At 50.3% G+C, this 13097-nt stretch carries 11 protein-coding genes; 9 read left to right on the top strand and 2 right to left on the bottom strand.

Annotated elements, in window-relative coordinates; translation table 11 throughout:
* Positions 1 to 24: 24 nt before the first annotated feature.
* Positions 25 to 417 (bottom strand): Hsp20/alpha crystallin family protein, encoded by a 393-nt coding sequence (locus EHT25_RS24660; RefSeq protein WP_124877856.1) that lies wholly within the window; start codon positions 415 to 417, stop codon positions 25 to 27.
* Between the two features lie 186 nt (positions 418 to 603).
* On the opposite strand from EHT25_RS24660, the gene EHT25_RS24655 reads away from it, so the two are divergent.
* From EHT25_RS24655 to aspS, 5 genes are all read left to right on the top strand, one after another.
* Positions 604 to 1374: a polysaccharide deacetylase family protein gene (locus tag EHT25_RS24655; protein ID WP_124877855.1), complete on the top strand. Its 771-nt coding sequence runs from the start codon at positions 604 to 606 to the stop codon at positions 1372 to 1374.
* Between the two features lie 4 nt (positions 1375 to 1378).
* Complete coding sequence (locus EHT25_RS24650; protein ID WP_124877854.1) at positions 1379 to 2443, top strand: glycosyltransferase family 4 protein; 1065 nt, start codon at positions 1379 to 1381, stop codon at positions 2441 to 2443.
* A gap of 60 nt (positions 2444 to 2503) precedes the next feature.
* The gene (locus EHT25_RS24645; RefSeq protein ID WP_124877853.1) at positions 2504 to 3931 is read left to right on the top strand and encodes an MBOAT family O-acyltransferase; all 1428 of its coding nucleotides are present in this window, start codon (positions 2504 to 2506) and stop codon (positions 3929 to 3931) included.
* Positions 3932 to 3935: 4 nt separating this feature from the next.
* Entirely contained in the window at positions 3936 to 4934 is a 999-nt protein-coding gene (locus tag EHT25_RS24640) for a hypothetical protein (RefSeq protein WP_124877852.1), read from the top strand.
* Between the two features lie 91 nt (positions 4935 to 5025).
* On the top strand, positions 5026 to 6795 hold the full coding sequence (gene aspS, locus EHT25_RS24635) for an aspartate--tRNA ligase (RefSeq protein ID WP_124877851.1): 1770 nt from the start codon (positions 5026 to 5028) through the stop codon (positions 6793 to 6795).
* 97 nt (positions 6796 to 6892) lie between these two features.
* Here aspS and EHT25_RS24630 read toward each other — a convergent pair whose 3' ends face one another.
* Complete coding sequence (locus tag EHT25_RS24630) at positions 6893 to 7429, bottom strand: DinB family protein (RefSeq protein WP_124877850.1); 537 nt, start codon at positions 7427 to 7429, stop codon at positions 6893 to 6895.
* 170 nt (positions 7430 to 7599) lie between these two features.
* Between EHT25_RS24630 and moeB the strand changes: the two genes are divergently transcribed.
* From moeB to EHT25_RS24610, 4 genes are all read left to right on the top strand, one after another.
* Entirely contained in the window at positions 7600 to 8745 is a 1146-nt protein-coding gene (gene moeB, locus EHT25_RS24625) for a molybdopterin-synthase adenylyltransferase MoeB (RefSeq protein WP_124877849.1), read from the top strand.
* Positions 8746 to 9670: 925 nt separating this feature from the next.
* On the top strand, positions 9671 to 10489 hold the full coding sequence (locus tag EHT25_RS24620; protein ID WP_124877848.1) for a hypothetical protein: 819 nt from the start codon (positions 9671 to 9673) through the stop codon (positions 10487 to 10489).
* A 408-nt stretch (positions 10490 to 10897) separates the two neighbouring features.
* Entirely contained in the window at positions 10898 to 11800 is a 903-nt protein-coding gene (locus tag EHT25_RS24615) for a helix-turn-helix domain-containing protein (protein WP_124877847.1), read from the top strand.
* A gap of 84 nt (positions 11801 to 11884) precedes the next feature.
* On the top strand, positions 11885 to 12745 hold the full coding sequence (locus EHT25_RS24610; protein ID WP_124878223.1) for an oxidoreductase: 861 nt from the start codon (positions 11885 to 11887) through the stop codon (positions 12743 to 12745).
* Positions 12746 to 13097: the final 352 nt, after the last annotated feature.

Below are 13097 nucleotides of genomic sequence, written 5' to 3'. Positions count from 1 at the left end.
CTCTCTGCGTATTCATATCCTGCGTTAAAACAGATTCTTGATTTCGACCCGGCTCTGAAAATGCTGGCCGTCTTTAAACGGTAGATTGATCAGTACCTGACCTTGTTCCTGAACGGCTTCAATGTGTTCGGCATCCACAAAATCCGGAATATCGATTACCCGCAAAAACATCGGCACGGCCAGACTCTGGCCTTCCGTCGGATTTTTTTGTTGGAGCAATGTATATAAAACCAGCTTTTTGCCATCAATCAAAACATTGAACGCATCCGGGCCAACGCCGGGAGCCGACAATTTAATCAGCAACCGGTCTTCTTCCTGCTCGGTTTCCATACGGGTCATGCTCGATCCGCCATACAATGTGTTCAGCAAATCGAATTGCCCCCCCATTCCCTTCAGCGTATTCTCTATCGGTTTCATAATCGTACTTGTTGGTTGTGTACAGTGTGTTAAACAAATTGCGTACCCAACTTAAACAGGCCAATTTTAGCGTCATTATGGCGGCAAAAAAACGTGATGCCAAAAATAAGCTATCAATTGGGCAGTAATTTGTTTTATAACGCAAATAATCCTGATTTTTGATCCGTAATAACCTGAAAATATTTTATGATGTGGCTCCTGGCCAGTCTGGTGGCGATTGGTTTAGTGTGGTATTTTTTCCGCACTTCAAATGCCTTACCCGTGTTAATGTTCCACAAAGTCGACACCGAACGGCAGGACGCACTGACGGTTTCAGTTTCGCAATTTGAACAGCAATTGCAGTGGCTCCGCGCCCATCGTTACCATACCATTACCATCGAACACCTCATCAAAGCCGTGGAAGAGCAAAAACCGCTGCCCGCCCGGTCGGTTCTGATTACCTTCGACGACGCCTACGTGAACAACCTGACCCACGCGCTACCGGTTTTGCAGGCATTGGGCATGAACGCCGTCCTTTTTGTCCCGACAGCATTCATCGGCCAATGCAATCAGTGGGATGGCTGCACCGAGCCGCTGATGACCGTCGAACAACTCCGCCAGGTGCTGCCGACCTTCGAGCTTGCCCTGCATTCGCACCAGCACCTGAATTACAAACATCTGAATACGATTGAAATTCAAACGGATCTAGCCCGGAACACGGCGGCTTTCGACGCGCTGGAGCTACCGTACGTTCGGGCTTTTGCCTACCCGTATGGTGGACGCCCAAAAGATGCGACAATTAACCAGGGCATGAAAACCGCCCTGAACAAATCCGGCATCCGACTCGCGTTCCGGATCGGAAACCGCCTGAACCGGTTTCCGGTTAACGACCGGTTTGAACTGCAGCGGCTGGACATCCGCGGCACCGATTCAATAGCCCGGTTTGCCCGGAAAGTACGGTTTGGGAAACTATTCTAACGAAATGAAAATCTTTATCGATACCGAACGCCTTCGGGATTTGAATAGTGGTTTGGGACAATTCTGTCTGCAACTAGGCCAGGAACTGGTGCGGCAACGGCCCGATTCGGCCCAACTCACGTTCCTGGTTCCGGAAGGAAAACAGGGCATTTTTGGTCCGGACGTCACCTACCAAACCGCCGTCTGGTGGCGCAAATGGGTACATACCAAATCGTACGATGTCTGGCACTGTACGCACCAGGATTCCGGTTTTCTGCCCGGATCGATAAAAAACCGGTTGGTGCTGACGATTCACGACCTTAATTTTCTGGAACGACCGGATTACAGCGACGCCAAAAAAGCCAGCAAACGGTTGGCCCTGCAACGTAAAATCGACCGAGCTTCAGCCATCACCACCATCTCGGAATACACCGCTTCCGTTGTCCGCCAGAATCTAACAATTCCCGGTATTCCACTCACTGTTATTCACAACGGCAATTCACTCAATCCAAAAACCGCTCAATCACCGCCCGGCGGCCCGGTCAATCGCTCAATCACCATTTCAGGCCCCTACTTTCTCTTCGTCGGCGTTATTCATCCCAAAAAAAACCTGCACACGCTGCTGCCGTTGCTCGAAGCGTTCCCTGAATGGCAACTGGTACTGGCCGGTCCCGACGGTCATCCGTATGCCGCTCACCTGCGCAATCAGGCGCAACAATTGGGCATCAGCGATCGTCTGATCATAACCGGCGCGGTTGACGAAGCGACCAAAACCGGTCTGTATCAGCAGTGTGATGCCTTTCTGTTTCCATCGATTTCCGAAGGCTTTGGGCTGCCCGTGGTTGAAGCGATGAGTTGCGGCAAACCGGTTTTTCTGTCGAAGCTGACCAGCCTCCCCGAAATCGGTGGTCGGGATGCCTATTATTTCGAATCGTTCGAACCGGACGTGATGGCCGAAACGATTTTTGATGGCCTGAACGATTTTGCCGCCAATCCCTTCCGCGCCGACCGACTGCGCCAGCAAGCCGCCCGGTTTAGCTGGGAACACGCGGCCCGGCACTATTGGCAGTTGTACACCGAGTTAGGGTGAACGGTTTTCGGTTTAACTTGCTTATCTTCATGTGTCCATAGAAACCGAACGCCTGAACCCATGTCGTTGAGTTCTACCCTGTATCTGTTTTTTTTACTGCTGGTCTTTTTCGTTTATTATCTACTTCCGCACCGGTTTCGGTGGGTTTGGCTGCTGCTGGCCGGTTATTTTTTTTATTTCACCTGGCAACCCTTTTACCTGATTCTCCTGGCGTCGTCGACCACCGTGGCCTACGGTTTTGGCCGACTGGTGAAACAATTCAAATCCCGGTTTACGCTCTGGCTGGGTATCGGTTTGCTGCTCCTGCCATTGTTATTTTTTAAATACTATGCGTTTCTGAACCAGAATCTGACCCATCTGCTCGGTTTTGGGGGAGGAGTTAATCCGCTGCCCGCCTGGTCGCCGGTGGTGCCGATCGGCATTTCGTTTTATACGTTTCAGGCCATCAGTTACCTGGTCGATATTCGCCGGGGCTACCTCAAGCCCGAACGCCACTTCGGCTATTTTGCCACTTACCTGGCCTTTTTTCCGACGCTTTCGGCCGGCCCCATCGAACGGGCAAAAAGGGTGCTGACGCAACTGCGAACACCCCAGCCTTTCCGCTACGAAAACGCCGTAGCCGGTCTACAACTCGTGGCCTGGGGCTTGTTCAAGAAAGTCGTACTGGCCAACCATATCTCGGGCCTGATCGATCCGGTTTTTGTTCAGCCGGGCGCGTATTCCGGCCCGGTTTTATACCTCTCTTTGTTTTTGATACCTCTCCAGATTTTCTGCGATTTTTCGGGGTATTCCGACATTGCCCTGGGTTCGGCCCGCATGCTGGGCATCCGGCTCATGCGGAATTTCGACGACCGGGTGTATGCTTCCCCCTCCCGCATTGAGTTCTGGAAAGGCTGGCACATCAGCCTGACTTCCTGGTTTCGGGATTACATTTACTTCCCGTTGAGCAAACAGCTGCGATCCCGCAATGGGCTGTACCTCAACCTGATGATCGTCTATTTTCTGACCGGTCTCTGGCACGGTGCCACCTGGGGTTATATTCTCTGGGGGCTGCTCAATGGGCTCTGGCTCGTGGCCGAACACGCGACCAAAGAACAGCGACAGGTTTTTTTCCGCCGGATCTGGCCGGATCTGAACGCGCCCCTGCACCGGTTTTTATCCATCTTGCTGGCTTTCCACGTCGGAATGTTTACCGGCGTGTTCCTGCGGGCACCATCGATTGGAGCAACCTGGTCATTACTGGGCGGATTGTTTTCCAAAAACCGCTGGCACGTCACGGATCTCGCCACCTTGAAACCGTTCCTTCCGGTTCTGATGGCCTTAGGATTGATGGATCTGATCAACCGGCAACTGAAAAACCGGGAGCTTCCCGAACTGATCGCGTCGTATGGCGGGTTTAGCCGGTGGAGTTTTTATTTGATCGTTTGTATCCTGATTCTCACCTTCGGACGGATTAGCGACAGTCCCTTTTTTTATTACCAGTTCTGATCCAATGGTAAAAATTGTTTTGAAACTGCTGGCGTTGACAACGGTAATCCTGGGGATCAAAATCGCTCTTTGGGCTTATTTGCACACCTACGAAGTGAAGTATTCCGACGAAATTGGGTACAAAATCAATTCGTTGCTGAAACCCATCCGGGAAGAGGTCAACACGGTTTTTGTGGGTTCCAGCCGGACGGCGCACGGTTTCAACCCGGCGGTTTTCGACTCCGTTACGCACCACCAAACCCGCTCTTTCAACCTCGGCATCAATGCTCTGTTTGCGCCAAACACGTTTATCGAATGCGGCAAACTCCTCCAGATGAACGGTTTACACCTGAAAACGATCTTTCTGGAATTGTCTTTTCCGCCCACCGAAACCTACGGTGATCCCTTTGGCCGGGCGGACCCGTTTGCCGAAATTGGGTTTAAAAACACGCATTTTCTACAGCAACAGCGCTTCGGTCCGGCAAGTGTTCAACGGGGAACCGCCCTGTACGATTCGTATCTGACCCAATTTTTCAGGATGCGAAATGCAGTGCACCTGCTTGGGTTGACGCTGGTTCGGGCTGGAGAGCTCAATTACGCCATGACCCCTACCGGTTACCGGTATTTCGAGCCCGGCACGTTTCGCAACCGATCCCGCAATCCTGTGCGTGTAGCTACCCTGCCCGACACGACGCCCCTCCCCCGTTCATTCACGAAACAGGCCCAACTTTACCGAGACCAGCTCATGCAACTCGTCCGTCAGTGTGAAGCGAAGAAGGTTGCGATCTATTTTTATTTGCCCCCCCGACTGATGGCTGAAGAGAAAGACATCCTGCCGAATGTGTATGCCGCCCTGCCCGATCGATACCGCATTGCCGTACCGTACCGGCGCGAATACACCGCTCCGTTCCCCGCCGACTGTTCGGATGATGAGCAGCATCTCAATGAAAAATCCGCTGCGCTGTATTCCCGGTCCTTCGCCCGGGCTTTCCGGCAAAAGGTTCCGGTGATTGACCGCCGATAAATGTAGCTTTCCGCCGGATCGTTTTATAAATCGGCTTGATAGGCGGATATACTTTGGCTACATTTGCGGCTTATTGAACCTTTTGAAGAGTATGCTTCGGACTCATACCTGCGGAGAAATCCGCATCGAACACGTTAATAAACAAGTCATTCTCTGCGGCTGGGTGCAGCGCATCCGCGACAAAGGTGGTCTGATCTGGATCGACCTGCGCGATCGCTACGGCCTGACTCAATTGTTGCTGGAAGAAGGAAAAACCGATCCGGCAACCATCGCGCTGACCCGAACGCTGGGGCGTGAATTTGTCCTGAAAGCCACTGGCGAAGTGATCGAGCGCAAATCGAAAAACCCTAACTTACCAACGGGTGACATCGAAATCCGACTTGAAAAGCTGGAAATACTGAATCCGGCCAAACTGCCGCCGTTTCTGATCGAAGACGAAACCGACGGTGGCGACGATCTGCGGATGAAATACCGCTACCTCGATTTGCGCCGGAATCCGGTTCGGAAAAACCTCGAACTGCGTCACAAAATGGCGCAGCAAACCCGGATTTACATGGACGGGCAGGATTTTATTGAGGTCGAAACCCCGGTTTTGATCAAATCGACGCCGGAAGGCGCCCGCGATTTTGTGGTACCAAGCCGCATGAATCCCGGCGAATTCTACGCCCTGCCCCAATCGCCCCAGACGTTCAAGCAACTGCTGATGGTATCGGGTTTCGACCGGTATTACCAGATTGTCAAGTGTTTCCGGGATGAAGACCTCCGCGCCGACCGCCAACCGGAATTTACCCAAATCGACTGCGAAATGTCATTCATTACGCAGGAGGATATTCTCCACATGTTCGAAGGGCTGGTTCGGCACCTGTTCAAAAATGTGATCGGTGTTGCGCTCGACGAAGTACCCCGGATGACGTATGCCGAAGCCATGCGTCTGTACGGTTCCGACAAACCGGATACGCGTTTCGGGATGCCGTTTGTCGAGCTGAAGGGTTCTTTCGACACCGTGGATCTGACGTCGGGTAAGAACTTCGCCGTTTTCGATTCGGCGGAGATGGTGATCGGGATCAACGCCAAAGGCTGCGCCCATTACACGCGCAAGCAGATGGACGAATTGACCGACTTTATCAAACGCCCCCAGATCGGTAGCAAAGGGCTGATTTATGTCCGGTATAACGAAGATGGAACGGTTAAATCATCCGTCGATAAGTTCTATTCGGAAGACGATCTGAAACACTGGGTGGTTCAGTTCCAGGCCGAACCGGGTGATTTACTGCTGGTAATGTCCGGCGAAACCAATAAAGTCCGGAAGCAGCTGAGCGAATTGCGGCTGGAAATGGGCAACCGCCTGGGTCTGCGCAATCCGGGCCAGTTCAGTGCGTTGTGGGTTCTGGATTTCCCGTTGCTGGAATTCGGCGAAGAAGAAAACCGCTGGTTTGCCATGCACCACCCCTTTACGTCGCCCAAACCGGAAGATATCGCGTTGCTGGAAACCGACCCCGGTTCCGTACGGGCCAATGCCTACGATATGGTGATCAACGGCACGGAAGTGGGTGGCGGTTCGATCCGGATCTTTCAGCGGGAGTTGCAGTCGCGCATGTTTGATCTACTGGGTTTCTCGCCCGAAGAAGCCAAGGCGCAGTTCGGTTTTCTGCTGGATGCATTCGAGTTTGGCGCCCCGCCCCACGGCGGTATTGCCTTCGGTTTTGACCGGCTTTGCTCCATTTTTGGGGGTGCCGATTCCATCCGCGATTTCATTGCTTTCCCGAAAAACAATTCGGGACGCGACGTCATGATCGACTCACCTTCTGCGATTGCCCCGGCGCAACTGGATGAGTTGCAGATTGCAGTAGCGAAGAAGTGATGAGTTAAGAGTTAAGACGGGGCCGCCCGTAAGGTTATAAGTTGGCTGACGCGTTAACTCATAACCGCACGGGCGGCCCCGTCTTAATTCTTAGACTCTAAAACAGTTTTTCATTCGGCGGTTTGATGCCTTTCATCCGGATGTAAATCGTTGCCTGGCCCCGGTGGTGCGTCTGGTGTTCGAAGCCCTTGGCAAGGATCGTTTCGCGGGACAGATCGCGTTGCCCCATCTTGACGACTTCCGCCAACTGCGCATCGCTCAGGCCTTTAATGCCATTCAGCACAAAATCGTAACTATCCATGACGGCTTTTGTCAGGGCGGTTTTTGTTTTTAATTCGTCCATTGCTTCCAGTTTTTTCCCCTGCATCGGATTGGCTTTCCCGGTAGCTGCTGCGGCAAAATTGTAATTCGCAGCGGTCAAATGCAGCATTTGTTCGGCAAAGCTCCGGATTTCGGGCGTTGGTTTGTACCCCATTCCGTCTTCCGGCATCGCGTCCAGATACTCCTTGGTGAACTCTTTCGCGCGTGTCCACTCGGCCGTTAGCTGAGAGACGGTTTTAGGCTTACTTAAAAAACCGCTGAAACTCAGCCAGAGCATCAGGGCAAGGGCAGTAACTCCAATTTTTTGTTTCATGACGAAGGTTAAATGTTTGAGTACCAAAGTTAAACCAGCTAAGCAGGTTTGCAAGTCCGAAAGCAGGATTTCTACTTACGCTTTGTCGTAAAATAAATTTAGAAGCGGGAATGTAAATTGGATTGCTTTTTCGTTTAAAATGTAGCGCCGAAACTCAACAACAAATTGCTATGCTCCTACCTGCCGAATACGCCCGTTACGAAAAACACCTGAACCTCCCCGAAATGGGTGTGGAAGGCCAATTAAAATTAAAACAGGCGCGTATCCTGGTCGTGGGTGCAGGTGGATTGGGTTGCCCGGTTTTACTCTATTTAACCGCTGCAGGAGTAGGGACCATCGGCGTTATCGATCCAGATACTGTCGCCATCAGTAACCTCCAGCGGCAGGTGCTTTATACGACCGAGCAGGTCGGAAAACCCAAAGCGACCATTGCCGTAAATTCACTCAAAAAAATCAATCCGGAAATCCGGTTTAATGCCTACGCTTACGCCCTCGACCGCTCGAACGCCCGCACGCTGATCGACGAATACGATCTGGTGGTCGACTGTACCGACAACTTCACCGTCCGGTATCTGGTCAATGATGTCTGCGTGATGCAGGAAAAACCGTTCATTTACGGTGCCATTCACCGGTTTGAAGGTCAGGTTGCGGTTTTGAATGCGCGGCTGGCGGCTTCGGACGTTCAGCCGGAAGAAGTCCGTCGCGGACCTACTTACCGCTGTCTGTTCCCCGAATTTCCGAACCAGATGGAGATTCCGAATTGTGCCGAAACGGGCGTGATGGGCGTTTTGCCGGGCGTGATCGGAACGTATCAGGCCAATGAAGTCATCAAACTCATCACCGGCATCGGTCACCTGCTCAACGAAGAGCTGCTGATGGTGGATTTGCTGGCCATGTCCTTCCAGAAAATCCGGGTTCGCCGTCGGCTCGATGCCGAAGCAGCCGCCCAGAACGGCTGGGAAGAAGGGCAGCGGGTGGCTGCCAAAACCGAAATTCGCCAAACCATCACCGCCCTCGAACTGGCCGAACGGCTGGCGCAGTCGGAAGACATTTTCCTGCTCGACGTTCGTGAGCGGCCCGAATACAACATCTGCCACCTCGACAATGCAATTTTGATTCCGGTTAATATCATTGCCAATAACGTCAAACGCATTCCCGTCGACCGACCGGTGGTGGTCTACTGCCACCACGGCATCCGCAGCCAGTACGTCATCGATTATCTCCAGAAAGAATTCGGTTTCACCAACCTCATGAACCTGCAGGGCGGCATCAACAGCTGGGCGCGCGACGTGCAGCCGGAAATGGAGGTGTATTGATTATCCGATAATTCTGCTGACTGGGTGGTTGAATGGTTTCCTGAACGGACCACCATCAGAACCATTTTTAACAACTTAGTAAAACTACTTTCGTTTGTTGCGAAACCGGTAATTAGGGTCTTTTCTACAATGTGCCCAGCCGCTGGTTATTCTACTTCCTGTGAAAAATTCAGCGTAAACGCTCAAATGAGACCTCGCTGGACGTTCAATTCTTACTATTTTTAACTTATTGATGATTCACTTACCATTGAGCCCTTTTAAGTAACCGCCCTAAAGGCACCTACCATTGCCGTTCTATTTCGACAATTCACCTCTCTTTTTCATCAATTCACCTTGTAATGATTTGATTGATCGGGTAGCATGATTTGATTTGCTTCCGGTGTACATCACCCAATAACCGATTTATTAGGAGAATCAAAATCGGGCCGCAGCGATATTTTTAGCCCGTGCTCATATTGTCGGGAAACGATCAATCATTTTCGAATGGACTCCTTCGTTCTGTTTACCTATTGGAGTTCTGATAACACCGTTTAAAACAGTCAAAATGGGTACAAGATTCTCATATAACTTCCCGCCAAAACCAAAATTAGCCCTCAGCATTGTCGGCAAAAACAATGTAACTTATCTGGTTTTTCTGCATCCTGTCACCATTGTGAACTTACCATAATGCATCGCATGCAGAAACCACCCGATACCCAACTGTCCCTTTCTTTGATCAGATCTCAATCCGAGGAGAATAGTAACCAGGTCTACCACCAAGAACCATAGAAAGTCATACTTTTTTTTCAGGACTTTCAACGTTTCAGGCATTTTAGGTATCCTTATTAAAAACTCAAATGAATAGGTCACCATAGTATAGAACCAGAAACCTAACTTTTGCCGGTTTCTTTCTTTGTCCACTTCAATAACAATTACTCAAATTACCATGAAACTATTTATCCAATCCCACCTGCTGATTGTAAGTTTTGTTTTTTTGTTTGGTTCCTGTGCCATAGAAGACCACTTGAGACCTGCAAACCCAAATTGTCATCTCGATAAAGTTGTTGAAAAATTTCAGGTAACGGATGGATCCAACCCCGAAGAGATGATTGAAATAGAAGGGCAAAAAATTCCAATAAGCACTACACCTAATTCTTCAATTGCTTACAAATACGATCCACAGGGGCGAGTTATTGAAAAGCACCAGAATCGATACATATACTATTACGAGTATCTTCCAAATAATGATATCAAATGGGTTGCTGTCCCAGATCCTAGTTTACCTTATTCAACTTCAACGACGGGCACGTTTATTTTGGACTCGCAAGGTTTATTTTCAAATGCCGCAAATCGTTTTGACTCAGAAGGTTTTCGAGTATTTTACAATGAAGGAACCTGGAAACTGGAAAGCACAATTACGAACGGTAATGTATCAAAGACTGTGAGAAACGAGACCAGATCGGAGGCAACAACGGAGTATGAATACGACTTGACTCAACCTAATAAAATACCTAACCCTGAGCCCCATTTTGGAAAAGTTAGCCGAAATATGCTTGTCCGACAAAAATACAAAATCATAGATTCCAACGGCTCAGGTTATTATATTCTAACCGAGTTTAAATACGTGTATGATTTAAATGGACAGGTTAAATCCCTTATTGGTGTGAATAACAAATATGGTTTTGATAAGGATTATAATATTGATTACACGACTAAATCTGATACGTACTACACCATTATTGATTATACAATTACTTGCCAATAGTGATTCTTTTACACGTAGAATGCGAGGGTGCAGTCCACGTTCCTCTTCCCCTCCCGTGGCCGGTGTCCTCACCGGCCATTCTTTGTGCAATCCAGGTGCGGGTGATTATGCTGATAACCACGTTGGGAGACTATTTGCTTCCTGGAATAATGGTTCAGCGGTCAGAACTCTCAATTTTGGATTAATCTGAAACGGAAGTTTACCGCTCAATTCAAGGCAACCGTCGGCCTTGAATTGAGCGGTAAAGAACGCGTATCGTTGAGCGAATTGGCCACTCGCTTCATCCGTGGTCGGCAACTTCACCGCCTAAAAACCGCCGACGGTATCTCTACCACCTAGTATGCATTCCATCCGGCCAATTTGCGCGCCGATACTAAAAAACCGGTTTGAATTTTGTAACTTCGCGTGATGCAAAAGACCGAAACGCTCGAAGACTTCTACCAGATCAAATTCAACTGGCTGCCCGAAAACCTGCAACAGGACCGGGGGCATTTCAACGTGTTTCGACTGGAAGATTGCATTGGTCAGGGCAAAGAACCCATCAACTACAGTCGCCGGGATTTTTACAAAGTTACGCTGATTCGGGGGCGCAATGTCTACCATTACGCCGATAAAAGCCTGGCCGTCAACGGCCCAACCCTGATGTTCTTCAATCCGCAGGTGCCCTACAACTGGGAAGCGTTATCCGACGATACCAGCGGTTTTTTCTGCATTTTCAAGGAAGCTTTCTTTACCGAAAAAATCCGGGGTAGCCTGAGCGAGTTGCCCATGTTCGCCATCGGTGGCAAACCGGCTTACGTTCTGAATACAACGCAGGATGAGCAGGTTAGCCAGCTGTTCCGGAAAATGCTGGACGAAATCGGTTCGGATTATCCCTATAAATACGATCTGCTGCGGAATTACGTGATGGAGCTGATTCATTACGCCCTTAAAATGCAACCGACGGAAACGCTGTACCAGCATACCGACGCCAAATCGCGGCTCACGGCGGTTTTCAGCGAATTGCTCGAACGACAGTTTCCCATCGAGTCGCCCTCGCAGCGGTTTAAATTACGCTCGGCGAAGGATTTTGCGGAGCAACTTTCCGTGCACGTCAACCACCTAAATCGTTCCATTCGGGAGACGACCGGGAAAACCACCACCGACCACATTGCCGAACGACTCGCCAGCGAAGCCAAGGCCCTGCTGAAACACACGGACTGGAACATTTCTGAAATCAGCTACACGCTCGGTTTCGAAGAACCGGCCCATTTCAACAACTTTTTCAAGAAACAGACCCACCTGACGCCTTCCGCTTTTCGGACTGTTTGAATTTTGCAAGTATCGGTTTGAAAACCGCAAGGCTTCACCAAGCCGACGCCCCTACTTTTGTCCCATCATAAAACACACAAAATGATGAGCACACAGCAAGTATGGTTTGTCACCGGAGCCTCGAAAGGGCTGGGACTTTCATTGGTAAAACAGTTGTTGAACGGCGGTTTTAACGTTGCCGCTACTTCCCGGAATCTCGAAGACCTGCGCCGGGTGGTGGACCCATCCGATGATCGCTTTCTGCCGCTGGCGGTCGATCTGAAAACCGAGTCGAGCGTGGCCGAAGCCATTGCAAAAACCGTCGCGCATTTCGGAAAGATCGACGTGGTGGTCAATAACGCCGGTTACGGGTTACTGGGCAGCGTCGAAGAACTGACCGACGCAGAAGCCCGCGAAAATTTTGACGTCAACGTTTTTGGTTCGCTGAATGTCATCCGGCAAGCGTTACCGCATTTGAGGGCGCAGCAATCCGGGCACATTTTCAATATTTCGTCCATTGGCGGTTTTACCGGTGCCTTCCCCGGTTTCGGGATTTACTGCGCCACGAAGTTTGCCGTCGAAGGATTTTCGGAGTCGCTGGCTACAGAAGTTAAACCGCTGGGAATCAACGTGACGGTGGTCGAGCCCGGTTATTTCCGGACTGACTTTCTGACGTCTAACTCGCTGGCCGTTCCTAAAAATCAGATCGATGCGTACCGGGAAGTGCGCGAGTCGCAACAGGTGCACCAGCAGCAGATCAACGGCAATCAGCCGGGCGATCCCGAAAAAGCCGTGGCTGCACTGATTCAAATCGCTTCGGAAGCCAATCCGCCCCTGCACTTATTTCTGGGTCAGGATGCTTACGATCTGGCCTACGCGAAGATGGATGCCGTAAAAAGTGATCTGGAAACCTGGAAGGACCTGACGGTTTCAACCGGTTTTGAAGCTGGAGTACCCAGCCTCTGATTGAATTTACATCTGAAAGCGAGTGATGTATAAAAGCCGGTTTCGTTAGGTTCGGGAAGATACAACCACTTTTTTGGATTCAAAAACCGGTTTTTTCTTTCGATTTCGTTCGATCCCAAACCCGTGGTCTGTGTCTTCACCTAAAGTATACACACATCTTTTAAGTGAAATTTCCAGTCGCGTAGCGACTCAATGTTTGTAGCGTAATTTCCCAAGCACATTCCCTTTGGTCGCGTAGCGATCTGACAAAACGTACGTCGTTTGATCGCTACGCGACCAAAGGCAGTGAAACTGGGTTCATTTTCTACAAACATTCGGTCGCTACGCGACTAGAAAAGAGGTGCATCTACTT

Origin of the sequence: Larkinella rosea, assembly GCF_003858635.1 — a bacterium.
GTDB classification, from domain to species: domain Bacteria; phylum Bacteroidota; class Bacteroidia; order Cytophagales; family Spirosomataceae; genus Larkinella; species Larkinella rosea.
The sequence above is the reverse complement of the archived record's forward strand: the minus strand, read 5'-3'. Positions and strand labels throughout refer to the sequence as shown.

Excerpts from the sequence above, each read along its gene's own strand:
- EHT25_RS24660 (WP_124877856.1), bottom strand. The coding sequence starts at position 417 with ATGAAACCGATAGAGAATACGCTGAAGGGAATGGGGGGGCAATTCGAT.
- EHT25_RS24655 (WP_124877855.1), top strand. The coding sequence starts at position 604 with ATGATGTGGCTCCTGGCCAGTCTGGTGGCGATTGGTTTAGTGTGGTAT.
- EHT25_RS24650 (WP_124877854.1), top strand. The coding sequence starts at position 1,379 with ATGAAAATCTTTATCGATACCGAACGCCTTCGGGATTTGAATAGTGGT.
- EHT25_RS24645 (WP_124877853.1), top strand. The coding sequence starts at position 2,504 with ATGTCGTTGAGTTCTACCCTGTATCTGTTTTTTTTACTGCTGGTCTTT.
- EHT25_RS24640 (WP_124877852.1), top strand. The coding sequence starts at position 3,936 with ATGGTAAAAATTGTTTTGAAACTGCTGGCGTTGACAACGGTAATCCTG.
- aspS (WP_124877851.1), top strand. The coding sequence starts at position 5,026 with ATGCTTCGGACTCATACCTGCGGAGAAATCCGCATCGAACACGTTAAT.
- EHT25_RS24630 (WP_124877850.1), bottom strand. The coding sequence starts at position 7,429 with ATGAAACAAAAAATTGGAGTTACTGCCCTTGCCCTGATGCTCTGGCTG.
- moeB (WP_124877849.1), top strand. The coding sequence starts at position 7,600 with ATGCTCCTACCTGCCGAATACGCCCGTTACGAAAAACACCTGAACCTC.
- EHT25_RS24620 (WP_124877848.1), top strand. The coding sequence starts at position 9,671 with ATGAAACTATTTATCCAATCCCACCTGCTGATTGTAAGTTTTGTTTTT.
- EHT25_RS24615 (WP_124877847.1), top strand. The coding sequence starts at position 10,898 with ATGCAAAAGACCGAAACGCTCGAAGACTTCTACCAGATCAAATTCAAC.
- EHT25_RS24610 (WP_124878223.1), top strand. The coding sequence starts at position 11,885 with ATGAGCACACAGCAAGTATGGTTTGTCACCGGAGCCTCGAAAGGGCTG.